The sequence below is a fragment of the Xanthomonas sp. NCPPB 2864 genome, assembly GCF_056675615.1.
The window spans coordinates 1-24,861 of record NZ_JBWWVS010000020.1 but is presented as its reverse complement, the minus strand read 5'-3'; the positions used below and the strand labels follow the sequence as shown (position 1 = coordinate 24,861).

Here is a 24,861-nt window from a genome sequence, read left to right as displayed (position 1 = left end):
CCCCGGGGCCCCCCCCCCCCCCCCCCGCCCGCCCCCCCCCCCCCCCCACACAGCCCCCCCCCCCCCCCCCCCCCCCCCCCCCCCCACGCTCCTACGAACAGCCGGCGACCGGTTCCTTTATCCGCGACACCTTCCCGATGTCGGGCGGGTGCTGCTGGATGATGGACAGTAGTTGGGAGTGCGCACGGTATTTATGCTTACGAAGACGGCAATCGGCCGCACGCGAACCTGTAGGAGCGTGCCCGCGCGCGACGAGGCTTTATCGGTAACGCCCCGTCGCGCGCAGGCACGCTCCTACGATACGGCGGCGTCTCATCTTTGTTCGACTGCCTCGCGGCGAGGCGGCGAGGCGGCTTTAGCCAGCCAACTCCGCCGCCTCGACGCTGTGCTCGCCACGCGCTGGTGCCAGCGCGGCGCTCACCATGGCGGCGGCGATGCGTTCGGCCGGGTTGATGCGGAAGCGGCGTGGTAGCAGTGGGCCGAGCGCGCCCAGCACGAGGCTGCCGATGTGTTCGCCGGTGCGCCGCTGCTCGCGTTCGCCGCCGATCAGGCCCGGGCGCACGAAGGTGAGCGAGGGGAAGCCGACCGCGCGCAGGTCGCGTTCCAGTTCGCCCTTGACGCGGTTGTAGAAGATGCGCGAGTGCGCGTCGGCACCGGCCGCCGAATTCAGCACGAACACCGAGGTGCCCTGCGCGCAGGCGGCGCGTGCCAGCGCCATCGGGTAGTCGTGATCGATGCGGTAGAACGCCTCGCGCGAGCCGGCCTGTTTCATCGTGCTGCCCAGGGCGCAGATGGCCGCTTCCATGCGCGGCGCGGTCCAGTGGTCCAGGCGCTCGAAATCGATCACCTGGTTGCGCAGCTTGGGATGGATCTGCGACAGCGGCCGGCGCGTGATCGCCACCACGCCGGTACAGCGCGCGTCGGCCAGCAGCTGTTGCAAAACATGTCCGCCGACCAGACCGGTGGCCCCTGCCAGCAGCACGTCCATCAGACCGCCCCTGCCATCAGCGTGCGCCCTCGGAGACGATGCGTGCGCTGCTGGCGATGCGATCGCGCTCCACTGCCAGCAAGGTCAACGAGTGCGCCGGCGCCTTCCATTCGCTGCCGCCGGCCACCACGCGGCCGCCATGGCGTGCGGTGTCGACCAGCACGCGCCAATGTTCGTCGTGCATCGCCGGCAGCGTGAACGACACGCTGGTGGAGGCCGCATTGATCAGCATTAGCAAGGTCACGTTGGAGGCGATCTCGCGCAAGCCGGTGGTCGGCGAGCGGCCATCCAGGCGCAGCATCAGCGCGCGCGCTTCCGGGTCGTGCCAGCCGGCTTCGTCCATCTCGTGGCCGTCCGGTGCCAGCCAGGTGAGATCCTTCAGGCCCAGCGCTTCGTCGAACTTGCCATCGAAGAAGCGGGCGCGATGCAGCAGCGGGTAACGCTGGCGGATGCGGATCAACCGCCGCACGAACGCAGCCTGATCGGCGGCGGCGGCCTTGGTTGCGGCAGTCCAGTCGATCCAGGTCAGTTCGTTGTCCTGGCAATACGCGTTGTTGTTGCCGTTCTGGCTGTGGCCGAACTCGTCACCGGCCAGCAGCATCGGCGTGCCCTGCGACAGCAACAACGTGGCCAGCAGGTTGCGCATCTGTTGGCGGCGCAGCTGCTTGATGCCCGGGTCGTTGGTGTCGCCTTCGACGCCGTAATTGGCCGAGATATTGTGGTCGCTGCCGTCCCTGCCCTCTTCCCCGTTGGCGAAGTTGTGCTTGCCTTCGTAGCTGACCAGATCGCGCAGGGTGAAGCCGTCATGCGCGGTGACGAAGTTGACCGACGCAGTGGGGCGGCGGCCGCTATGGTTGAACAGGTCGGCCGAGCCGGTCAGGCGCGTGGCCAGTTCGGCCAGCTGACCACCGTCGCCACGCCAGAACGCGCGCACGTTGTCGCGGAACTTGTCGTTCCATTCCACCCAGCCCGGCGGGAAGTTGCCGACCTGATAACCGCCCGGGCCGATATCCCACGGCTCGGCGATCAGCTTGGTCTGGCTCAGTACCGGGTCCTGGCGCACCGCATCGAGAAAGCTGCCCGACGGATCGAAGCCATAGCGCTCGCGGCCGAGGATGCTGGCCAGGTCGAAGCGGAAGCCGTCGACATGCATTTCCTGCACCCAATAGCGCAGCGAGTCCATCACCATGCGCAACGCGCCGACGTTGGTCAGGTCGAAGGTGTTGCCGGTGCCGGTGTCGTTGATGTAGAAGCGGCGATCGTCGGCCAGGCGGTAGTAGCTGGCATTGTCGATGCCCTTGAACGACAGCGTCGGCCCCAGCTCGTTGCCTTCGGCAGTGTGGTTGTAGACCACGTCCAGCAGCACTTCCAGCCCCGCATGATGCAGGCGCGCCACCATCTGCTTGAACTCGGCCACGGTGCGCGTGGACATGTAGCGCGCCTGCGGCGCGAAGAACCCCAGCGTGTTGTAGCCCCAGTAATTGCGCAGGCCTTTTTCCAGCAGGTACTGGTCGTCGACGAAGGCGTGAACCGGGAGCAGCTCCACCGCGGTGACGCCGAGCGAGCTGATGTGGTCGATCAGCTCATCGGTCTTCAGGGCCGAGAAGGTGCCGCGATTTTCCGGCGGCACTGCCGGATGCAGCATGCTCAGCCCGCGCACGTGCGCTTCGTAGATCACCGTACGGTTCCACGGCGTCTGCGGCGGGCGGTCCTGGCCCCAGGTGAAAGCCGGGTCGATCACCGCCGATTTGGGCATGAACGCGGCACTATCGCGACGGTCGAAGCTCAGATCCTTGTCGCGGTGGCCGATGGTGTAGCCGAACAGATGCGGCGCCCATTTGAGCTCGCCGACGATCTGCTTGGCATACGGGTCCAGCAGCAGCTTGTTGTGGTTGAAGCGATGCCCGGCCTCGGGCGCATAAGGTCCATGCACGCGGTAGCCGTATAGCTGGCCGGGGCGTGCGTCGGGCAGATAGCCGTGCCAGACCTCGTCGGTGTATTCGGGCAGCGCCAGGCGCTCCTGCTCACGGCCACGCTCGTCGAACAGGCACAGTTCCACCCGGGTGGCGTTGCGCGAGTACAGCGCGAAGTTGACCCCCAGGCCATCCCAGGTGGCGCCGAGCGGGTTGGGACGGCCTTCGCGAATGCGCGAGCGCTGAGTGAACTTGCGGGTGGCCATCGGTAACTCCTGAGAACGGTGAACTCAAAACGCTGAGCGAATGCGGGTGCCTGCGTGCCTGGGCACGCTCACCCTGGCACGGCACAGCCTGCAGGGTGAACCATGCAAGGTGACAGAGGCACCGTTACTGGCGTGCAGTCACCGGCGGGCCGGCCTGTTCGGCGGCGCGCTCTTCGGCGTCCACCAGCCGCTCGGCCATGGCCCAATGCCGATCTGCGTGGCCGTCCGGGCGGCCTTCGGCCTCCCAGATCTCCTGTGCCAACTGGCGAAGCCGCGCTTGCCGTTCCGTGTCGTTCATTGCTTACGTTCTCTTAGGGGGTCGACAACACTGCCACTGGCGCACGTGCAAACAGCGTGGATATCGCCACGCGGCCGCCTTGCGGCTGCAGCGTGCTGCCATCGAGCACATTACGATACGTGGCGGGCGGCAATGCCAACGACGCCTGACCCCAGTTGGCCGGCGGCACCAGCAGCGGCAGGTCGCCATCGCCCTGGTTGCCGGCACCCAGCCGCGTCACTGCCACCACCAGCGACTGGCCGCGGTACTGGCGGCGGAACGCCAGCACCTGCGCATCGCCGCTGACCGCCACGGTCAAGGGCTGATAATCGCCCTTCGCAAACAGCGACGGATGGTCGGCACGCAGCTGCAACAGCAGTGCGGTGAGACGTGCCTTGACCGCGCCATCGCGCCAGCTGCGCAGCAGCGTGTTCCAGTCGCGCGCCTGCGCCAGCCACTGCTGGCGCTGCGCGTAGTCGACCGGGCGGCGGTTGTCCGGGTCCACCAGCGACAGATCCCAGCCTTCGGTGCCCTGGTACAGGTCGGGCACGCCCGGCACGGTCAGGCGCAACGTGGTCTGCACCAGCGCGTTGCGCGCACCGGCGGCGGCGATGTGGTTGCTGGCGCGCAGCAGCGCCCGCCGCAGCGGCAACCCGGCGCGGCTGCACAGCACCTGCTCCACGGTGGCCTGCACGGCCTGCTCGTAGGCCGGCGAGCCATCGGTCCAGCTGGTGTGCAGCTTGGCTTCGCGCACCGCCTTGAGCAGCCACTGCGCAATGCGCTCGGCGTACTCGGCCAGCGGTTCGGTCTGGTCGGCGCCCAGGCCGATCGGCCAGGCGGCCACCAGGGTCTGCCAGAGCATCTGCTGGTCGCCACCGGCCAAGGCCGGCGAGTCCAGCGTCTCGGTCAAGGCATCGAACTGGCTGCTCTGCTCGATCCACCAGCGCGGTTGCTCGGAGAGCACCGCCAGCCGCATGCGCAGGTCTTCGCCGCGCTTGTGGTCGTGCGTGGCGGTGGCCAGCAACGCGCGCGGGAAGTGCTTGGCGCGTTCGAGATTCTGCGCGTGGAACTCGGCCGCGTCGTTGGCGAAGTGGGTCGGATGGCTGCCGACCTCGTTGCGCGACAGCAGCACGCCATGCCGGTAGAACGCGGTGTCTTCCACCGACTTGGCATTGAGCGGTGCGGACAACTGCTCCACGCGACGCCGCAGGATGCGCCGCAAGGCGACCTGCGCGCGGTCGGCACCGGCATCGTCGAGCAGCCAGCGCTCGATCGCGTCGACCGCCGCAACGATCGACTCCGGCATGCCCTCGCGCGCACGCGCGGCGGTGGCGCGCAGGCGCTCGGCTTCGCTGCCGGTCACGCCCTTGGCACCGGCGTAGGTGCGGTACACCGGAAACCAGCGCAGCAACACGCACAGGCCGCGCGCCAGCATCTGCGGGCTGAACTCGCGCGTGGGCGGGTCCAGTCGCGCCAGTGCCGACAACGCACCGACGGCGCGATTGAATTCGGTCTGCAGCGGGCCGCGCAGGATCTCGTCGCGTGCGCTTCGCTCTTCCTGTGCGAAATCGCCACTGCGCCCGCTCACCTTTTGCCAGGCACGCGCCAATGGCTTGAAGCCGGCCGGGTCATGCAGCACGCCGCCGACCTGGTCCATGAAGTCGTAGCCGGTGGTGCCATCGCAGGGCCAGTCGGCCGGCAAGGCTTCGCCGGGCGCCAGGATCTTTTCCAGATACAACCCCAGCGTGCCGGGCTTGAGTCCACGCGTGCGGCCGGCCGCATCCAGCCGGCTGCGCAGCTTGCGCACATAGCCGGTGGGGTCGGTGAGCCCGTCCACATGGTCGATGCGCAAGCCATCCAGATGGCCTTCGGCCACCAGCCGCAGCGGCAGCGCATGCACCGCGTCGAACACCGCCGGCAGCTCCACGCGCAGAGCCACCAACGAGGTGATATCGAAGAAACGACGGTAGTTGAGCATGTCGTTGCCCACCCGCCACCAGTTCAGGCGGTACGGCTGGCGCTCGATCAGCTTGTGCAGGCGGCCATCGCCGCGCTTGGCGCCGTCGTTATAGTCGCGCAGCCATTGCGCACGTGCGGCCTTTTCCGGCACTTCCAGTGTCTGCGGACGGATCGGGTAACGCTGGTCGTAATGCGCCAGAGCCGCGCTGCCGTCGTCCTTCACCACCAGCGTGATCAGGCCTTCGGCCAGTGCGGTGGCATATGGGCGGTCCAGCACCGCCAGCCACAACTTGCCGTCGCGCCCGGGCGCGCGCCAGTCGATGTCGAACCAGTCGGCATGCTTGGCGCTGCGGCCATTGCGCAGCACATCCCACCACCATGCGTTGTCCGCATGCGTGGCCATGTGGTTGGGCACGATGTCGGCGATCAGGCCCATGCCGTGCTCGCGCGCGGCCTGCGACAGGGCGATCAGCGCGTCTTCGCCGCCGAGTTCGGGATTGACCACGGTCGGGTCGATATTGTCGTAGCCGTGCGTCGAGCCCGGCACCGCAGTGCCGATCGGCGACAGGTACAGATGGCTGATGCCGAGGCCGGCGTAATACGGCACCTGCGCGAGCGCATCGTGCAGGGTGAAGCCGACATGCAGTTGCAGGCGGGCGGTGGCGCGAAGCTCGATCATGGATGCGGTTCCGAAACGGCCGCGACGCGACGCGCCTCGGCAAAGCCCTGCAGCGCCGTACTCAGGCGCGCATGCGGCAAGGGATCGGGCAGGCGTCGACGCCAGTTGGGATGGACCTCGACGGTGCCCGGCAGATTGGGTTGTTCTTCCAGCGCCAGCGCGTCTTCCACCGGCAGCAAGGCCAGGGGCGACACGCTGGTGGCGGTGAAGCGCAGCGCGCCCAGCAACGGATCGTCCGCAGCGCTGAGGCCGGCGTGTTCGACCGCCGCATCCAGGCGTGCCAGATCCTTGCTGCGCGCGGTGGCGTCATCGCTGGCCTGCGCGGGCTGGATCAGCTCCAGCTTGCGTCGCCAGTCGATATCGCGGCCTTCGCGCCAGCCGGTCAGGGTGGGCAGATCGTGCGTGGTGGTGGTGGCCACTGCATCCGGCCGCCACAGCGCCGGCGAGACGAAGGCGCCGTCGTCGTCGCGGGTGAACATCAACACATCGATGCCCATCACCCCGCGCCGCGACAGTTCCTCGCGGATGCCCGGCGGCACCACGCCGAGGTCTTCGCCGATCACGATCGCCCGGTGCCGCCACGATTCCAGCGCGAGCAGGTTGAGCAGATCGTGCAGCGGATAGGCCAGATACGCACCTTCGTTGGAGCTGGCGCCTTCCGGCACCACCCACAGCCGCAACAGCCCCAGGATATGGTCGATGCGGATGCCGCCACGGTCGCGCAGCACTGCGCGCAACAGCGCGATATACGGCGCATAGCCGCTACGCCGCAATGCGGTGGGCGAATACGCACCGATGCCCCAGTGCTGGCCGTCGGCATTGAAGGCGTCCGGCGGCGCGCCCAGCACCAGGCTGCGCAGCACGGTGTCGGCGGCCGCCGCGGCTTCGGCGCCATTGGGATCGAAGCCGACGGCCAGATCGGCGATCAAACCGATCTTCATGCCGCGCTCGTGCGCCTCGCGTTGCGCATCGGACCAGCTGCGCGCCGCCAGCCATTGCGTGAACACGTGCAGCTGCGGATCGCCGTCGCCGAAATCCTGCGCGGCAAACCGTGCAAAGCCCTCCAGCGCCTCGCCGCCCTCGCTGCGGAAGGCAGCCAGATCGGGATGATCGGCGGGCACGCGGGTGTAGAGATGGCGCAGCAGCTGCCACTTGGCCTGCGCCGAGGCCGGCCAGTCGATCAGGGCGCTGTGGTGCAGCGTATCGAAGCGCTCGCGCAGGCCGGGCACCTCGTTGATCGCCTCCAGTGCGAGCTCGCCCAAAATGCGCACCGGTGCGGCATGCAGGGGATCGAGAAAACGCCGGTCGCTGGGCGAATACGGGCTGTAACCGCCGGTGACCGGGCGCGCGGCATGCACCGGGCTTAGGGCCAGGGCATCGGCACCGGCCAGTGCGGCATGCCGCACCCATTCCACCGTGCCGGATGCGTCGCCGATGCCGGCGTCGTCGATGCTGCGTGCCGAATACACCTGCAGCGCCATGCCCCAGGCACGCGGTGCCGGCAGGCCACAGGCATCGGCCACGCTGAAGCAGCGTTGCGGGGCGACCGCGACCTGCTGGGTCAGGCTGCCGATCTGCAGCGTCCAGTAGCCGAAACGCTGCGGCGCACGCACCTGCCCCTGCGCATCGGCATGCGCCGGCTCGCTGGCGCCGCTGTCGTCCAGCCAACGGCCGCTGGCGTTGGCGGCAACCGACACCGGCAGCAACCCGGCCACCTGCACGGTCAGCAGCGGCGCCGGCTCGGTGGCGTGCACCTTGCAGCGACGCAGGCTGTCTTCGCGCTGCGCAGCGGTGCCGGCAGGCAGTTCCAGCGCGGTGAGCACCGCATGCAGCGATTGGTCGGACACCTGCCGTGGCTGGTCGCTGGCATCCACCCAGTCCACCATCACCCCGGCCGCGCCGGCCAGCGCATGCAGATCGCTCCTGCTCAGATCACGGGTACTCATGCGCGCGCCTCGTGCCAGGCGATGAAGCCATCGACCGGCAACTGCTGCGCGTCGGCGGCGACGTTTTCGACATGCGCCACGCGGCCGCGCAGCGGCGGCATCGGCACCGCCGAGGCACCGACGTTGAAGGCGATATGCCACAGCCCGTCGGGCAGCTCCCAGCTGGCGGTCACTGCGCCATCGGCCAGCACGCTGGCGCCCACCGCGCGTGCCTGTGCAAGCCCCGGTACCAGCCACTGGCGACGCACGCCCAGCAGCGCCTTGAACCAGGCTGTCCACTGCACGCCTTCGCCCTGCGCGGCGTCTTCGATCGGCGAACGCGAGGCGGCGAAGGTGTCGTGGCTGTTTGGATCGGGAATGGTGGCGCGCTGCGCTTCGTCGGCGAATGCGGCGAAGTGTGCAAACTCGCGACGCCGCCCTTCGCGCACTGCATCGTCCAGCGGCGGGCCGAAGTCGGTGAAGAACAGGAACGGCTGCGTGGCGCCCCACGGCTCGCCCATGAAGAACAACGGAATCATCGGCGTCAGCGTGGTCAGCGCCAGCGCAGCACGCAGGCGTTGCGGCGACACCAGCACGCTCAGCCGCTCGCCGCGCGCACGGTTGCCGATCTGGTCGTGGTTCTGCGCGAAGACCACGAACTTGTGCGGCGGCAGCGCCCCACTGGGCTCGCCGCGCACATGCCCGCGCGGGTCAGGCTCGCCCTGGTAGGCGAAACCTTCGCCGAGCACGCGCGCCAGGTGTTCGGTGGGCTTGTCGGCGAAGGCGGCGTAATAGCCTTCCTCTTCGCCGGTCAGCAGCACATGCAGGGCGTTGTGGAAATCGTCGTCCCACTGCGCGGTGTAGCCGCGTTGCAGCTGCGACGACTGATTGGCCTCGTTTTCCAGCACCAGATGCATATGGCGGCCGGCCGGCAGGCTGGCCTGCACGGTCTGCCGCAAGGTATCCAGGAAGGCGTTCGGGGTGATCGCATGCACCGCATCCAGGCGCAGGCCGTCGAAGCCGTATTCGTGCAGCCACATCAGCGCATTGTCGAGAAAGTAACGCTGCACCTGCGGCTTGCGGAAATCGATCGCCGCGCCCCACGGGGTGGGCTTGTCCTCGTTGAAGAACGGCGCGGCATAGCTGTGCAGATAATTGCCGTCCGGGCCGAAGTGGTTGTAGACCACGTCCAGCAACACCATCAGGCCGTGTCCGTGCGCGGCGTCGATCAGCGCCTTCAATTGGTCTGGCGTGCCATAGGCTTCCACCGGTGCATACGGCAGCACGCCGTCGTAGCCCCAGTTGTGCGCGCCCGGAAATGCGCTCAGCGGCATCAGCTCGATCGCGGTGATGCCCATCGCCGCCAGCTGCGGCAGTTGCGCCTGCACACCGGCATAGCCGCCGCAGGTGCCGACGTGCAGTTCGTAGATCACCGCCTCGCCCCACGGCCGTCCCTGCCACTGGGTGTTCTGCCAGGCGTAGCCATCGCTGCGCTGCACGGCGCTGGGGCCGTGCACGCCCTCGGGCTGCCAGCGCGAGGCCGGATCCGGCACCGGTTCGCCGCCATCGACGCTGTAGCGATAGCGCGCATCCGCCGCGCATTCGATCACCGCGCTGAAGAAGCCATCCTGCGCGGCCTGCAACGCGACGCGCGCGCCGTCGTCGAAGACCACTTCCACGCTTTTGGCGTCCGGTGCCCAGAGCGCGAAGCGCACCTGTCCCTCACCCGCTGACCATGCACCCCATGCCGGCGTGGTGTCGTTGCGCTCGTTCATTCTTATTTCTCCGCTTGCAGATAGATCGTGGCCAGCGGCGGTAGGGTCAGGCGCAGGCGTTGTGCGTGCCCGTGCATGCCCATCGGCTCGGTCGCCAGGCGACCGCTGTTGCCGAGGTTGCTGCCACCGTAATGGGCACTGTCGGTGTTGAGGATTTCGCGCCAGCCGCCGGCACGCGGCACGCCAACGCGATAGTCGTGGTGCGGTTGCGGGGTGAGGTTGCTCACCGCCAGCAAGGGTGCGCCGCCATCGGGATCGTGGCGGATGAACGCCAGTACGCTGTTGCGCGCATCGTCGGCCACGCTCCAGTCGAAACCGTCGGCACGATGCGTGCCGCGGTACAAAGCCGGCACCCGTCGCAATGCGGCATTGAGATCGCCGACCAGTTGCTGCACGCCGCGATGCGCGGCGCCATCGAGCAGATGCCAATCCAGCGATTGATCGTGATTCCAGTCGTTCCACTGGCCGAATTCGGCGCCCATGAACAGCAGCTTGTCGCCCGGATGCGCCCACATCAGCGCCAGGTAGGCGCGTAGGTTGGCAAAGCGCCGCCAGTCGTCGCCGGGCATCTGCCCGAGCAGGCCGCCACTGCCGTGTACCACTTCGTCGTGCGAGAGCGGCAGCACGAAACGCTCGGAGAACGCGTACACCAGGCCGAAGGTGAGCTGGCTATGGTGCTGCGCGCGCTCGGCCGGGTCGCGCTGCATGTAGCTCAGCGTGTCGTGCATCCAGCCCATGTTCCATTTGTGGGTGAAGCCCAGGCCACCCTCGCTGATCGGTGCGGTCACGCCCGGCCAGGCGGTGGACTCTTCGGCGATGCTCAGCACACCGGGAAAGCGCGTGGCGATCTCGCTGTTGAGCTGGCGCAGGAAGGCGACCGCTTCCAGATTCTCGCGGCCGCCATGCGCGTTGGGCACCCACTCGCCTTCGGCACGGCCATAGTCGCGGTACAGCATCGAGGCCACCGCATCCACGCGCAGGCCGTCGAGGTGGTAGTGGTCGATCCACTCCAGCGCGCTGCCCAGCAGGTAGGCGGTCACTTCGGGCCGGCCGTAGTTGTAGATCAGCGTGTTCCAGTCGCGATGCATGCCTTCGCGCGGGTCGGCATGCTCGTACACCGCGGCGCCGTCGAACTGCGCCAGGCCGTGTGCATCATCGGGAAAGTGTGCGCTGACCCAATCCAGGATCACGCCGATGCCGGCGCGATGACAGGCATCGACGAACTGGGCAAAGCCATCCGGGCTGCCGTGGCGCGCGGTCGGTGCGTACAGCCCCAAAGGTTGATAGCCCCAGGAGCCGCCGAACGGATGCTCGGTGATCGGCAGCAACTCGATATGGGTGAAACCGAGCTGCTGCACATAGGGGATCAGCTGTGCGGCCAGCCCTGGCCAGTCCAGCGGCTGGTTGTGCCCATCGCGCCGCCAGGACGCGGCATGCACCTCATAGATCGACAGTGGCGCCGGCGCGGCACTGGCATCGCGCGCGGCCATCCAGGTGGCGTCGGTCCAGGCAAACGCTGCCGCGCCCGGCACCACCGAGGCGGTGGCCGGCGGCAATTCGCTCTGGCGCGCCACCGGGTCGGCCTTGAGCAATACGCGGCCATCGGCAGCGGTGATGGCGTACTTGTAACGTGTGCCGGCTTCCACGCGCGGCAGGAACAGCTCCCAGAACCCGCCGATGCGCGGGCGCATCGGGTGCCGGCGCACGTCCCAGCCATTGAAATCGCCCACCACCGCCACGCGTTGCGCATGCGGCGCCCACACCGCAAAGCGCACCCCGGGCACGTCGTCGCAGTGCAGGTGTTGGGCACCCAGGGCACGGCGCAACGCCTGGCCATCGCCGGCAGCGATCTGCAGCAGGGTGGATTCGTCCAGCGTGGCGGCAAAGGCGTAGGGGTCTTCGATCTCCTGCACCACATCCGGCCAGACGATGCGCAGCCGATACGGGCCTTCGACCGCCAGCGTGCCCTCGAAAACGCCATCGACCGGGCCAGCCTGCATGCGCGCCAGCAACTTGCCGCGTGGATCGATCAGGCCCATGGCCTCGGCACCGGGCGCCAGCACGCGCACCAGCCGGCGGCCGTCCGCCTGGGAATGCGGGCCCAATACCGCGAATGCATCGGCAGGCAGGCCATCGGCCAGCGCCTGCACGCTCTGCACCAGATCCGCCATCCCATCCATGGTCACCGCCGTCGCTTCCGTCTCCTGCCCCTGCACGCCCAGCCGTTCGCTCATGACACCGTCGCAAGCGCGGGAGCGGTTGCGGCGGTGCGTTCGTACAGCGAGAGGTATTTCTTGCCCGCCACATCCCAACCACTGGGACGCAGCATCGCCGCGCGGCGCATCGCCGACAGCAGGCTGGGCAGGCGGAAGGTGCGGAATGCGCGCTCCAGGCAGCGGCGCAACGCTTCCACGCTGGCGTGCTGGAACAAAAAGCCGGTGACGCCGTCATCTACGGTGTCGATCAGACCACCGGTGGCGTGCGCGATCGGCAGGCACCCAAAGCGTTGTGCATACATCTGGCTCAAGCCGCACGGCTCGAAGCGCGATGGCATCAGCAGGAAGTCGGCACCGGCGAACATGCGCCGCGCCAGGCCCTCTTCAAAGCCGATGAAGGCACCGACCTGGCCCGGATAGCGCCGGGTCAGCTCGGCGACCTGTTGCTCGATCTCCGGCTCGCCACCGCCGATCACCGCGATCTGGCCGCCGGCCGCCACGATCTGCGGGGCGACCTCGCAGATCAGGTCCAGGCCCTTCTGATGCACCAGCCGCGATACCACCGCAAACAGCGGGCCGGTGCTCTCGCGCAGCCCGAAAGCCTTGCGCACCTGCGCGGCGTTGGCCTGACGGCCCTGCCACTGATTGACGCTGAAGTGCGTGTCCAGATATTCGTCGGTACGCGGGTCCCAGCTGGCGTCGATGCCGTTGACGATGCCGGTCAGCGCGCCCTTGGCGGCGCGGCCGGCCAGCAGGCGGTCCAGGCCACAGCCCTGCGCCGGGCCGGTGATCTGCTGGGCATAGCTGACGCTGACCGTGTTGACGTGGTCGGCATGCACGATGCCGCCGCGCAGGAATGACATCTGCCCGTAGAACTCAAGCTCGGCCACACGCTCGGCCGGGATGCCCAGCGCAGCGGCCATCGAATACGGCACCAGGCCCTGGTAGGCCAGGTTATGGATGGTCAACAAGCACGGCGTGGTGCCGCCGGACCAGCGCACATAGGCGGCGGCCAGCGCGCACGGCCAGTCGTTGAGGTGCAGCAGGCGCGGCTTCCAGCCCAGCCCGGCATGGCCGGCGGCGATCTGCGCGGCGGCATGCGACAGAGTGGCAAAACGGATCGCGTTGTCTTCGAACTCCGAGCCGCTGGTGCTCACATAGGGCGAGCCGTCGCGTTCAAACAATTCCTTGGACAGCAGGATGTAGATCGGCAGCCCGTCCGATTGCACGATGCGGCCGATGTCGCAGGCCGGCAGTGCGGCATGCGCCAGCACCCGGCCGACGATCTCCACCTTGCCCGCCCGCGCCAGCACCGCCCGGTAGCCGGGGATCAGCACACGGACGTCGTAGCGATGGCGCAGCGCGCGTGGCAGCGCCGCAGCCACATCGCCCAGACCGCCCGCCTTGATGAAGTCCGCCATCTCCGACACCACGAACAAGGCGCCGCGGGTATCGGCCGGCGACACCGGCAGGCGCTCGTGATGGCGAATGAAGCGGCCACGCGCATCACGCGGTCGCCCGCTCTTCTTCAGAGTCGGGAGCATCGTGCTGCGCTCTAAGCGTGCGGTAGTAGCGTGAAGCGGCATCATGGCAACCATCTAAACGTCCGTCGTAAAGTGGGTGGAGACGGAAAAACAGCGAAGCGACAACCATCATCTGCCGATTCAGCCAGACGACCTGCTACGAATGAGGAGCGGGGCCAACGCGCGTACTCCACGTTGTCCTTGGGACGAATCTACACCCCGGGCAAATAAAATATGCGTGAATACGTGCTGACTTTTCTGCGACATCTACATTCCCTTGCGCATGGTTGCGTAGCTCTAAAGGCATAAGCGGCGCATTGCAGTGCGATGACATCCCTGCCGTGGTGCGCGGTTGTTGAAACGCACCGAAAGCGGGCAACGACGGCGGCGCCCGCCATCACCCGCATGACTTGTTCAGCCGCGCACGCAGGACCGCTGTCGTCCACTGCCTGGCATTGGGGCTGCCTGCCGGAACTGCGCAGACCTGCCCAGACCGCTTAAGCGCGACGCCCGCGCGCCGATAACCCGCAATGGCACCACGAATTTCCGAGACCCCGGCGCATGGCAGACCAGCCTGAACTCCCAAGCCGCCCACGTGGCGGGCTGCGCCGCCTGTTGCCCTGGGGCGGCGCGGACAGCGCGCGCCCGGCCGCCGCCCTGCCCAGCGTGATCGGCGGCGGGCATGGCCTGGCCGCGCATCAGCTGGTGCCGGCCAAGAACAAGTCCGGCGCGCACGACCCGGCGGCCGCCACCGCCCTGTTGATGCGCCTGTTCTCGCATGCCGCGCATCCGGAGGCCTTGCTGCTGGCCTTCGCCGAAGGCATCACCAGCCTGCATGGCGAACTCGGCGACATGGGCGTGCGTCTGAGCGCAGCCTATGCGGCCGGCGACTGGCCCGGCTACGGCCGCACCCTGCGGCAACTGATCGACAAGTACATCCGCACCATCGATACCGGCGACTCGCTGGCCGAAGGGCGCACCGAAGCCGAACAACTGCGCGACCTGCTGCGGCACGCGCTGGGCAATGCCCTGGCCACACTGCTGCAACGCAGCCCGGAACTGGCCGAGGAAGCGCAGACCCTGGCATCGGCACTGCGCCACTGGCGCCCCGGCCATGAGCTGATCACCCTGGAACAGCGCCTGCGCGAACTGAGTCACCAGATCGGCCTGCGTGCCGAAGATGCCAGCGAGCAGCAGAACCTGCTGCTCGGCCTGTTCGACCTGTTGTTGGAGAACGTCGGCGAACTGCTCGACGATCGCAGCTGGCTGCAGGGCCAGATCTCGGTGGTGCGGCAGTTGATCTCCGGGCCGCTGGATGTCAGCTCGATCGAACAGGCACGCGGCACCTTGCGCGAGGTCATCTACAAGCAGGGCCTGCTCAAGCAAGGCATTGCCGACTCCAAGACCGCGATGCGCGAGATGATGGTGTCCTTCGTCGACCGGCTCGACGGCATGGCCACCAGCACTGGCGAGTACCACGATCGCGTTGCCGGCTATTCGCAGGCGATCGGCGACGCTCGCAGCATTCCCGACCTCAACCGGCTGTTGCAGGACGTGCTACAGGACACTGCCGGGGTGCAGGCGCAGGCGCTGGCCGCGCGCGACGAGCTGCTGGCCGCACGCCGCCAGGTCGAGGACGCCGAGCAGCGCATCGCCTCGCTCGAACAGGAACTCAAGGACGTAGCCGGGCTGGTGCGCGAAGACCAGCTGACCGGCGCGCTGAACCGCCGTGGCTTCGAGGAACTGTTCCAGCGCGAGGCCGCACGCACCCAGCGCGGCGGGCAACCGTTGTGCGTGGCGATGCTGGATCTGGACGACTTCCGCCGCCTCAACGAGACCCACGGCCACGCCGGTGGCGACGCCGCGCTGCGCCACACCGTGGACGTGGCCAAGTCGGTGCTGCGCACCACCGACGCCATCGCCCGCTTCGGCGGCGAGGAGTTCGTGCTGCTGTTGCCGGACTCCACCATCTTCGAAGCCAGCGCGGCGGTGATCCGCCTGCAGCGCGCACTGGCCCAGCGCTCGTTGCTGCACGAGGACGTGCGCGTGTTCGTCAGCTTCAGCGGCGGCGTGGCACTGCGCCATCTCGACGAGGCCCAGGACGATGTGATCCGCCGTGCCGACCGCGCCCTGTACGACGCCAAGGCGGCCGGCAAGAATCGGGTGATCAGCGCCGACTAGCCGCGAACGCGGCCTGCCGCATCGACCGGTCATACCGGATTACCAGCGCACGACGCAGAGGCGCCGCAGGTCCTTGGGTTGCCGCCGGGCCCCCACCACGACCATGCGCTTCCGTGCGGCGACCAGGGGCTCCCCTGGCCCGCCGCGGGACGGCGTCAGTGCGCCGCCGGCTTCCCGCGCAGCTTCTGGAACAGCATCACCGCGCCCAGCACGATCGCACCGGCAATCACGCCGACCAGCATGTTGCCCAGTGCATCGACCAACCAGCCCATGCCGCCGGCCGACTTGGCCAGGTCCTGCACCAGGTGATGCAGTGCCGGGATGTTGTGCACCAGGATGCCGCCGCCGACCAGGAACATCGCCAGCGTGCCGGCCACCGACAGGAACTTCATCAGCCACGGCGCGGCCACCAGGATGCCGCGGCCCAGGGCTGCCAACGCCGCGCCCTTCTTGCTCAGGTACAGGCCCAGGTCGTCCAGCTTGACGATGGCTGCGACCAGGCCGTACACGCCGATGGTCATCGCCAGCGCGATCGCCACCAGCACCGCGACCTGCTGGCCGAACGACACCCCGGCCACCACGCCCAGCGACAGCACGATGATCTCCGCCGACAGGATGAAGTCGGTGCGGATCGCGCCCTTGACCTTGTCCTTTTCCAGCGCCACCACGTCCACGTTCTGGTCGGCCAGCGCGCGGGTGCGCTCGGCATGCCGCTGCGCTTCCTCGTCCTGGTTGTGCAGGAACTTGTGCGCCAGCTTCTCCACGCCCTCGAAGCACAGGTAGGCACCGCCGATCATCATCAGCGGCATCACCAGCGGCACATTGTAGCCGCGCCCGCGCAGCCAGGCCTCCAGGGCGCTGATCGCCAGCGCCGCCGGCACCAGGATCACCTTGTTCATCAGCGAGCCCTTGGCCACCGCCCACACCACCGGCAACTCGCGGTCGGCGGTGACGCCGGTGACCTGCTGCGCATTGAGCGCCAGGTCGTCGCCCAGGACGCCGGCGGTCTTCTTGGCCGCGACCTTGGTCAGGATGGAAACGTCGTCCAGCAGCGTAGCGATGTCGTCGAGCAGGGTGAACAGGCTGGCACCGGCCATGCGGGGGTCCTTCGTGAGTGGCGGTGGATTCTCGCCGATCCTGCGCCCGTATGGGGTGATGGCAGGCGGTTGCACGCCGTTGCCGACCATTGGTGCGCGATCCCGACGCCCGCCGACCGCACGATTCGGCCATGCCCGTCGGCCGCGCCGCACACGACCGCGCCGTAGCCGCTTGTCTGGATTCACCGCCCGACGACCCGCCGCTAGCCACACTCGCGCTCTTGCACGACCGCCGGAGATGGCCTTGAGTCCGAACGACCCGTACCGCACACCGGCCCAGGCCGCGATCCCCGCCGACACCGGCGTGGTGGGCGGCATGAGCCGTCGCACGCAGATCCTGCGCCTGTTGCTGCGGTATCGCGGGTCGGGCGTGTTTGCCGGCATGAACCTGGATCCGGCTGCGATCAACGAGTACGAAGTGCCCGCCGAAGGCACGCCCGACCAGTTCGTCTCCGACCTGGAAGCGCTCGGTCCCACCTTCGTCAAGCTCGGCCAGATGCTGTCCACGCGGCCGGACATCGTGCCGCCGGAGTTTGCCACGGCGCTGGAGCGCATGCAGGAGAACACCAGTTCGGTGCCGGTGGAGCGCATCCGCCAGATCATCGAAGAAGAACTCGGCGTGTCGGTCAACAAGGCGTTCTCGTTTTTCGATCCGGTGCCGCTGGGCTGCGCCTCGCTGGCGCAGGTGCACCGCGCCGCCCTGCGCGACGGCACCCCGGTGGCAGTCAAGGTGCAAAAGCCCGAAGTCGCTGCCCAGGTACGCTCGGATCTGGACGTGCTCAAGAGTTTTGCCACCGCCGCCGACCGCCTGACCGGCATCGGCCGGCGCGTACGCTTTGCCGACTGGCTGGGCGAATTCGGCAAGACCCTGCGCGCCGAGCTCAATTACGAGGACGAGGCCGAGACGCTGGTGCGCTTCGGCAAGCATCTCAAGCCGTTTCCGCTGTTGTGGATCCCGCAACCGGTATGGGACCTGAGCAGCCGCAAGGTGCTGACCATGCAGCTGGCCGAAGGCGTGCGCGTGGACAAGATCTCTGGCCTGCGCCGCACCGAGCAGCCGATGGACAAGCTGGCCGCAGAACTGGTCAAGGGCTACCTGGACCAGATGTTCGTGCATGGCGAGATCCACGCCGACCCGCATCCGGGCAACCTGCGCGTGCTGCAGGACGGGCGCCTGGCGATCTTCGACCTGGGCATGGTCGCGCATGTGCCGCCGCGCCTGCGCGAGCGCTTGCTCAAGCTGCTGTTCGCCGCCGTCGACGGCCGTGGCGAAGAGGTCGCCGAAGAGACCATCGCGCTGAGCACGCGCCTGGAGGATTACGACGAAGACCGCTACCAGCGCGAAACCGGGCAGATGATTGCCCGCTACGCCGCGCACGACACCACCTCCGAGGGCCGTGTGGTACTGGATCTGGTGCGCATCGCCACCGCCAACGGCTTGCGCACGCCGCCGGAGCTGAGCCTGCTCGGCAAGACCTTGTTGAACCTGGAAGGCGTGTGCCGCACGCTGTCGCCGCACCTGGACACTCGGCGCATCGTCGAGCGCCACCTGCAGCATGTGATGCGCGCGCGCCTGAAAAAATCCCTGTCGGCGGCCAATCTGGCCAGCGAGGCGATGGAACTGCAGCATCTGGTGCGCGAAGGACCGCGCCGCATGTCCGAGATCCTGTCGCTGGCGGCGGAAAACCGCCTGCAGATGCGCGTCACCGGGCTGGAAGAATCGCATCTGATGGAAAGCCTGCAGAAGATCGCCAACCGCGTGGCGGCCGGCATCGTGACTGCGGCGCTGATCATGGCCTCGGCGCAGATGATGCGTATCGAAACCGGTCTGAAGCTATGGGGCTATCCGGCGATCGCGATGGTGCTGTTCCTGCTCGGCGTCGTGCTGGGCCTGGGCATCGTGCTCAGCGCGCTGCTGTTCGACCGCCGTGTGCGTGCACGCGAAGAACGCGGGCATCGATAGCGCCACACCCCCGCGTAGGAGCGCACCCGGGCGCGACATGGCGTTACCCGGTGTCGCCTGCCAAGACCGCCGCGTCCACGCGAAGAACGCGGGCATCGATAGCGCCACACACATACGTAGGAGCGCACCCGGGCGCGACGCGGCTTAACCGGCGTCGCATGCAAAGACCGCCGCGTCCAGCGATCAAAGTGGATCGGGCGATGTGGCGTTATCGAGACGTCGCCGATGTGCGAGAGCCGCGCCAGATGCGGAGTGTAGAAACCGTGGCTCCCTTGGCGAGCGCCACCGCGACCAGCTGATCGTCACCGCGCACGCTATACCGCGCTACGACAAGCACTCAACTCCAACAAACATTTCAGTCAGCTTCAGCGCGGCATAGTCCGTCATCCGGGTGTCACATTGGCTGTGGCGCACAGGACATGGCGAGCAAGGCGTCCGGTACGCGCTCGCATCATTCCCCCACGGACGCTGCCGCATGCATTGGATGTTGTTGTTTTCGCTGTTGCTCCTGCTTTGGCTATTGGTCGCCTCACCGCGTCTGGCGTGGCTGAAGGCCGGATTGTTGTCATTGCTGCTGCTGTTGCTCAGCGCCTGGGGCCTGGTGGATCGGCTCAGCGGCGACGGCATCAACGCCGCCACGCTGTATCACCTGCGCGCGGACATGGACGGTGCCGGCGTCAGCGATTTCTCCGGCTATATCGCCGTGTTTATCGGCATGGTGCTGTTGTCGCTCAGTCCGCTGGTGTTACTCAGGGTGCGGCGTTTCCGTCGCCCGCGTGGCGGCAATGCGGTATTCGGCGGCTTCGTGGTGATGTTGTTGGTGAGCATCGCGGTCAGCCCCTTGTACCGCGACGGCAAGCGCCTGTACTACCAGCTGCGCCCGGTGGATTACGCCACCGTGGTACCGGAATATCTGGTGCCGCAGCAGCCCTTGCAGAAGCGCAAGAACATCGTGTGGATCTACGGCGAGAGCCTGGAACGCACTTACTTCGACGAAGACGTGTTTCCCGGCCTGATGCCAAACCTGCGCGCGCTAGCCAGCGAGGCGGTGGACGTGCGCAACCTCACCTCCACCGAAGGCAGCGGCTGGACCATCGCCGGCATGGTCGCCTCGATGTGCGGCGTGCCGCTGACCACCGCGCCCGGCGATGAAAACAGCATGGGCCGCATGGGCCTGTTCCTGCCCGAAGCGCGCTGCCTGGGCGACTATCTCAAGGATCAGGGCTACCGTAATCACTATGTCGGTGGCGCCGATGCCAGCTTTGCCGGCAAGGGCAGTTTCCTGTCCAGCCATGGCTTCGATGTGGTGCACGACGTTAGCTACTTCCGCGACAAAGGCGTGGCGCCGAACCACTTTTCCGCCTGGGGCGTGCACGACGATGTGCTGCTGGACGATGCCTGGGACAGCTTCCAGACGCTGTCGCGCGCCGGCCAGCCGTTCATGCTCACCACGCTGACCATGGACACCCACCACCCTGCCGGCCATCTGCCGCTGGCGTGCAAGGGGCAGCACTACGACAGCGCGTTGGGCGACATCGGGCTGCTGCATGCGCTCAAGTGCAGCGACCGGCTGATCGGCGAGCTGGTCGCACGCATTCGCAACAGCCGCTACGGCAAGAACACCATCATCGTGATCGCCTCCGACCACCTGGCGATGCCCAACGATCTCAGCGATGTCCTGGCCAAGCAGAAGCGCGAAAATCTGCTGCTGTTCCTGGGCAAGGACATCGCCCCGCAGCAAGTGGTCACGCGCGCCGGCAGCACATTGGATTCGGGGGCGACGCTGTTGCAGTTGCTGGAGCCGGGCATGCGCACGCTGGGCTTCGGCCGCTCGCTGCTGGCCAACGATGCGCCCCCCAGCGCCAGCGTTGCGGCCAGCCGCGACAGCGGCAAGAACTATCCGCGCTATCTCGCTTACGCGCGCACGCTGTGGACCGGGCGCAGCACCCGCATGCTGCGCATCAACGGCAATGGCGATGTGGTGGTGGGCGTGCAGCAGGTGCGCCCGCCGGTGCTGCTGGAATACGACGACGACACCAATCTCAAAACCGTCTATCTGGAAAACACCTCGCGCCAGTTCGACCGCACCCACACCGAGGGCACGCTGGCCTATGTGGATCGCTGCACGGCGTTCGAGGACGGCTCGGCCGATGGCGATTGGTGCGCTTTGGTGGTCGACCGCCACCAGAGCATGAAGCTATATCGCGACCCGGACCTAACCCGCGGCATCGCCGTTGATGCGCCGCTGGAGGCCAGCCAGCAAGGCCCGCGCCCACGCGTGCGCCAGCCGATCATGCTCACCCAGGCCGCGCGCAAGACCGAGGCCGGTCGTTACATGCTGGAGCTGTACGCCAAGCGCCGGCCGACGCGTGCATTCTGGGTGGAGGCAGTCTCGTCGGAGCGCAAGGTGGTGCTGGCCCAGCAATGGGTGGTGCCCGATGCGGCCGGTCGCATCCGCATGCCGGTAGGCCTGGAACATGCGGTGGACGATCTGGAAATCCGCGCCTGGCTGGACTACACCGAAGACGTCAGCGTGGACGACCTGGCCCTGGTGAAGCAGACCCAGGTCGCGGATCGCTCCTGAGTCTGGCTGTCGTCCTGGTCCTAGGCCAGGCGATTTGGATGAGGCAAAGGCGAAGCTCAAGAGCAAACTCGAAGCGTGCGATCTATGGCCTGGCTGCGGGCCCTTGCCCGCCCACCCTCGCAGGACACGCCGCAAGTACGTCCTTGTAGGCTCTTACGCGGCATCCATGCCGCGTAAGGTCCCGCGACGGTGAGGGCAAGGACCTGTCGGGATGGTCGGTGTGTGTGGTGCAGGCAAAGCAAGACGTACGTTGTTCGATCACTGTGCGTGCGACCAGCGCCCTTTCCCGCGCACTGTATGCACGCGTCGACTCAATCTTCCGATGCAGGCGTGCCATCTGCTGAACCGCGCGCCACCGCGGCACCGGCACGGCTGAATCGAATTTCCTGCGGCGATTGCAGCGCAATCCCCGCCGTTTCCATCCGCTGCAACAACGCGAAGAACAGCTCGCTGCGTACCCCGTACGAATCGCGCGGGCTGCGCACATAGGCGAACGAATTGAAGTTGACGTGCCCGCCGGCCAGCGAATCGATGAACACCGAGGGTGCCGGATCGGCCAGCACCTTGGTGTGCTCGGCAAACAGCTCCAGCAGCATGTTGCGCACCTTTGCCACGTCGGTTTCCAGCGGCACCGAGAACTGCAGCTGCACCCGCCCCATCGGGTTCGACAGGGTCATGTTGCGCACGCTCTTGGTGATCAATTCCGAGTTGGGCACGATCAGGGTGGAGCGGTCGCCGACCTGGATCTCGGTCGCACGCACGCTGATCTTGCGCACGTCGCCCTCCTGGTCGCCGATACGCACCCAATCGCCGATCTTCACCGGCCGCTCGGCCAGCAGGATCAGGCCCGACACGAAGTTCTGCGTGATCGCCTGCAGACCGAAACCGATACCCACCGACAGCGCGCTCAACACCAGCGCAAGCCGCTTCAGATCCAGGCCCAACGCGGTCAGGCCCCACACCACCACGATCAGCCAGCCCAGATAGCGCGCCACCGTGCTGATGGAATTGCGCGCACCGTCATCGAGCTCGGTCTTGGGCAGATAGGTGTTGAGCAACCACTGCTGCACCACGTGCACCAGCCCCATGCCGAGCAGGAACACGCATAGCGCCCTGAGCACATCGCCCGGGGTGATCACCAGCTCCTTGCCGATGGTGATGCCGTGGGCGATGTTCTCCGCCCAGTCGGTGACCACGCTGATGTTGGCGCCATACGGCGTCAGCAGTACCGCAATGCCCAGCAGCACCAGTAGCACGCGAGTCGCCGCCGATATCAGCAGCCCGAGCTGCACCAGGCGTCCGCTGCCGATGCTGAGTGCATGCGACAAGGCCCGGCTGAAGCGGCCGTCGGGCTTGAACAGCCAGGTCATCAGATCGTCGGCAAAGACCACCAGCAAGCCGAGCAGGCTGCACACCAGGGTGATCCAGATGATCTGCCGCTCCACGAACAAGGCCAGATTGAGATAGCCGAACAAGGCCGCGATCAGCGCAAAGATCACTGCCAGATGGCCCAGCAGGCGGATCAGCACGATGAAGCCGCCACCGCGCGAGACCACCGGCGGCGGCGCATCGCTGTCCGGATCGGCCACCCCGGCATTTGCCGCATGCGCACGCAAGGACAGGCTCAGCCCGGCCAACGCCGACAGGATCAACCCCGCGTACAGCAACGCGGCCAGCGCATCGGTGGCGGTGGTCAGTGCGGGGCTGCTGCCGGCCACCTCGTTGATCTTCATCGCCATCCCGCTGAACCAGATCACCGCCGCGGTGGCCAGGCAATGCACGCGCAGGCGGTCGACAGTGGCATCGTCCAGCGGGAACAGGCGCCAGCTGGGCTGGTGTTTCATCAACAGGCTGGCACTGAGCGAACCGACGAAGGCGGCCACCACACTGATGGCGACGAATCCGGTCAGCAACTGGTCCAGATCGTCCGGCAGCTCGCCGAGCGCGCGGATGCCCTCGACCAGCACGAATGCCGCAATCCCCAGAGTCAGCGTGCCGACCAGCAGAAACCACAGTGCCAGGCCCGAGCGTCGCAGGCGTCCGCCGGGCGCACGCGAGGCCGCATAACGACGCCCCAGGTGGCGCAGGAAGATGCGCAGCGGAAGCGCCAGCAGCAACGCGATGACGGCAGCGGTCATCAGCCCGCCCACGCCGCTGGCGGCGATGCCGGCCTGCACCATCTGCACCGTCTTGTCGGACAAGGCCTGCAGGCGGGCACGATCGTCGGGCCATTGCTGCCCGATCTGTTTCCACAAGGTCGGCGACAACGGCGAGGCCACCCGCGTGGAGAGCTTCACGCTGAAGCGTTGCACGCGCTCGCGTTCGAGCCGGTCGGCCAGGTCCTTGGCATTGGAGACCAGCAGCGTGGCCCGGATGAACTCGGCATTGAGCTGATCGCGCTCCTTGGTCAGCGCCTTGCGCTGTTTTGCCAGGTCGGTCAGTTCGTTCGGCGCCGCGACACCGAGCCCCTCCAGTCGCCCGTTGAGCTCCTTGAGCGGTTGCTCCAGCGCGCGCACCAGATCCTGCGCCTGCCGCTGCGCGCCGGCGACATCGTCGGTGAGCTTGCCGAGCTGCTCGGTATCGGCCTTCTCCATGCCCGCGTCGGCCTGGGTCAGCACCTTCTGCATGTTGTCGAGCTGAGTCTGTGCGGTCTCCAGCAGCGTGTCGTCGTCCTGCGCCACGGCGGCGCCCACGCACACCATCCACAACGCGACCAGCAGCAGCACACGCTGCAACACGCCGCGACGGGCACCCAGGGCAACTCGGAATTCGGACACAGGCAGAGATCGGACAGGCGCAACCAGCGCGGTGCCGGCATCTTAATCCACTGCTTCCAGCCAGGCGGACCAAAGCTGGCATGCGGGTTCAGCCTGGCAGAGCTCGCCAGCAGCGGCTGTTGCTGCGCGATCGCAGGTTCTTTCGCGATTGCGGTGACAGCGCTGCCCGTCGCAATGGATGCACCGTCCGGCCATCCCGACCTCAGCATGAACGCGGTGCAGCTTGTCACCTCGCGGCAACGGTGCGCTGTCGCAGAATCGAGTCACCGCTACGGCAGACGCAGCGGATGACCGCGAAGGAGACACTCTATGCAGATTCAGATCCAGACCGACAAGCACGTGCCGCATGACCCTTCAGTCGTGCAGCATGTCGAGAAGACCTGCTCCGCCCAGCTGGCGCATTTTGCCAACGACATCACCCGCGTCGAAGTGCATTTGCGCGATGAAAACGGCCAGCGCGGCGGCGCAGCGGATCGAACCTGCAGCATCGAGGCGCACGTCGCCGGCCTGCCGCCGATCGCAGCCACCAATAGCGCCGAAACCACCGCCTCGGCCGTCACCGGCGCCGCACGCAAGCTGCGCACCGCTATCGAACACGCACGAGGCAAGCAGCACGCCAAGGCCACCACACCGCCGCCGGAAGCGCTCTGATCCGCGCCTGGGCAGGGTGGCGCCAGGCGCCCCCTGCCAGCCGGTGCATCGTTGGCACCGCAGCGCAATGACGCATTGATACATTAG

The 24,861-nt window shown here is 67.4% G+C and carries 14 protein-coding genes; 4 read left to right on the top strand and 10 right to left on the bottom strand.

The annotated features are described in order from the left end of the window. Window positions 1-355 precede the first annotated feature (355 nt). From AC1KVE_RS20885 to glgA, 8 genes are all read right to left on the bottom strand, one after another. Entirely contained in the window at window positions 356-988 is a 633-nt protein-coding gene (locus tag AC1KVE_RS20885; protein WP_054592631.1) for an NAD(P)H-binding protein, read from the bottom strand. A gap of 16 nt (window positions 989-1,004) precedes the next feature. Continuing rightward, on the bottom strand, window positions 1,005-3,167 hold the full coding sequence (glgX, locus tag AC1KVE_RS20880; protein WP_184432348.1) for a glycogen debranching protein GlgX: 2,163 nt from the start codon (window positions 3,165-3,167) through the stop codon (window positions 1,005-1,007). Between the two features lie 124 nt (window positions 3,168-3,291). Next, on the bottom strand, window positions 3,292-3,465 hold the full coding sequence (locus tag AC1KVE_RS20875) for a DUF2934 domain-containing protein (RefSeq protein WP_005993048.1): 174 nt from the start codon (window positions 3,463-3,465) through the stop codon (window positions 3,292-3,294). Window positions 3,466-3,478: 13 nt separating this feature from the next. Further along, entirely contained in the window at window positions 3,479-6,082 is a 2,604-nt protein-coding gene (gene treY, locus AC1KVE_RS20870) for a malto-oligosyltrehalose synthase (RefSeq protein WP_481093019.1), read from the bottom strand. Then, complete coding sequence (gene malQ, locus AC1KVE_RS20865; protein ID WP_184551345.1) at window positions 6,079-8,028, bottom strand: 4-alpha-glucanotransferase; 1,950 nt, start codon at window positions 8,026-8,028, stop codon at window positions 6,079-6,081. Before malQ ends, treY begins: the two co-directional genes overlap by 4 nt. Next, window positions 8,025-9,782 carry a malto-oligosyltrehalose trehalohydrolase gene (gene treZ, locus AC1KVE_RS20860; protein ID WP_481093020.1) on the bottom strand — a complete coding sequence of 586 codons (1,758 nt, stop codon included), beginning with the start codon at window positions 9,780-9,782 and terminating at the stop codon, window positions 8,025-8,027. Before treZ ends, malQ begins: the two co-directional genes overlap by 4 nt. 2 nt (window positions 9,783-9,784) lie before the next feature. Next, the gene (locus tag AC1KVE_RS20855; RefSeq protein WP_481093021.1) at window positions 9,785-12,016 is read right to left on the bottom strand and encodes a 1,4-alpha-glucan branching enzyme; all 2,232 of its coding nucleotides are present in this window, start codon (window positions 12,014-12,016) and stop codon (window positions 9,785-9,787) included. Next, complete coding sequence (gene glgA, locus AC1KVE_RS20850; protein ID WP_047127915.1) at window positions 12,013-13,596, bottom strand: glycogen synthase GlgA; 1,584 nt, start codon at window positions 13,594-13,596, stop codon at window positions 12,013-12,015. The genes AC1KVE_RS20855 and glgA overlap by 4 nt, the downstream gene beginning before the upstream one ends. Before the next feature lie 486 nt (window positions 13,597-14,082). On the opposite strand from glgA, the gene AC1KVE_RS20845 reads away from it, so the two are divergent. Continuing rightward, the gene (locus tag AC1KVE_RS20845) at window positions 14,083-15,702 is read left to right on the top strand and encodes a diguanylate cyclase (protein WP_481093022.1); all 1,620 of its coding nucleotides are present in this window, start codon (window positions 14,083-14,085) and stop codon (window positions 15,700-15,702) included. A 155-nt stretch (window positions 15,703-15,857) separates the two neighbouring features. Here AC1KVE_RS20845 and AC1KVE_RS20840 read toward each other — a convergent pair whose 3' ends face one another. Beyond that, window positions 15,858-16,799 carry a DUF808 domain-containing protein gene (locus AC1KVE_RS20840; protein WP_053046019.1) on the bottom strand — a complete coding sequence of 314 codons (942 nt, stop codon included), beginning with the start codon at window positions 16,797-16,799 and terminating at the stop codon, window positions 15,858-15,860. A gap of 238 nt (window positions 16,800-17,037) precedes the next feature. Here AC1KVE_RS20840 and AC1KVE_RS20835 point away from each other — a divergent pair, with 238 nt between their 5' ends. Further along, entirely contained in the window at window positions 17,038-18,762 is a 1,725-nt protein-coding gene (locus AC1KVE_RS20835) for an ABC1 kinase family protein (protein ID WP_024938244.1), read from the top strand. Between the two features lie 475 nt (window positions 18,763-19,237). Beyond that, the gene (locus tag AC1KVE_RS20830) at window positions 19,238-21,346 is read left to right on the top strand and encodes a phosphoglycerol transferase I (protein ID WP_184381043.1); all 2,109 of its coding nucleotides are present in this window, start codon (window positions 19,238-19,240) and stop codon (window positions 21,344-21,346) included. Window positions 21,347-21,657: 311 nt separating this feature from the next. Here the strand turns inward: AC1KVE_RS20830 and AC1KVE_RS20825 are convergent, their stop codons facing one another. Then, window positions 21,658-24,081: a DUF3772 domain-containing protein gene (locus AC1KVE_RS20825; RefSeq protein WP_481093023.1), complete on the bottom strand. Its 2,424-nt coding sequence runs from the start codon at window positions 24,079-24,081 to the stop codon at window positions 21,658-21,660. A gap of 351 nt (window positions 24,082-24,432) precedes the next feature. Here AC1KVE_RS20825 and AC1KVE_RS20820 point away from each other — a divergent pair, with 351 nt between their 5' ends. Further along, the gene (locus AC1KVE_RS20820) at window positions 24,433-24,774 is read left to right on the top strand and encodes an HPF/RaiA family ribosome-associated protein (RefSeq protein ID WP_024938247.1); all 342 of its coding nucleotides are present in this window, start codon (window positions 24,433-24,435) and stop codon (window positions 24,772-24,774) included. The last annotated feature ends 87 nt before the right edge of the window (window positions 24,775-24,861 follow it).

Coding starts and splice junctions, on each gene's coding strand:
- AC1KVE_RS20885 (WP_054592631.1), bottom strand. CDS start 988: ATGGACGTGCTGCTGGCAGGGGCCACCGGTCTGGTCGGCGGACATGTT.
- glgX (WP_184432348.1), bottom strand. CDS start 3,167: ATGGCCACCCGCAAGTTCACTCAGCGCTCGCGCATTCGCGAAGGCCGT.
- AC1KVE_RS20875 (WP_005993048.1), bottom strand. CDS start 3,465: ATGAACGACACGGAACGGCAAGCGCGGCTTCGCCAGTTGGCACAGGAG.
- treY (WP_481093019.1), bottom strand. CDS start 6,082: ATGATCGAGCTTCGCGCCACCGCCCGCCTGCAACTGCATGTCGGCTTC.
- malQ (WP_184551345.1), bottom strand. CDS start 8,028: ATGAGTACCCGTGATCTGAGCAGGAGCGATCTGCATGCGCTGGCCGGC.
- treZ (WP_481093020.1), bottom strand. CDS start 9,782: ATGAACGAGCGCAACGACACCACGCCGGCATGGGGTGCATGGTCAGCG.
- AC1KVE_RS20855 (WP_481093021.1), bottom strand. CDS start 12,016: ATGAGCGAACGGCTGGGCGTGCAGGGGCAGGAGACGGAAGCGACGGCG.
- glgA (WP_047127915.1), bottom strand. CDS start 13,596: ATGGTTGCCATGATGCCGCTTCACGCTACTACCGCACGCTTAGAGCGC.
- AC1KVE_RS20845 (WP_481093022.1), top strand. CDS start 14,083: ATGGCAGACCAGCCTGAACTCCCAAGCCGCCCACGTGGCGGGCTGCGC.
- AC1KVE_RS20840 (WP_053046019.1), bottom strand. CDS start 16,799: ATGGCCGGTGCCAGCCTGTTCACCCTGCTCGACGACATCGCTACGCTG.
- AC1KVE_RS20835 (WP_024938244.1), top strand. CDS start 17,038: ATGGCCTTGAGTCCGAACGACCCGTACCGCACACCGGCCCAGGCCGCG.
- AC1KVE_RS20830 (WP_184381043.1), top strand. CDS start 19,238: ATGCATTGGATGTTGTTGTTTTCGCTGTTGCTCCTGCTTTGGCTATTG.
- AC1KVE_RS20820 (WP_024938247.1), top strand. CDS start 24,433: ATGCAGATTCAGATCCAGACCGACAAGCACGTGCCGCATGACCCTTCA.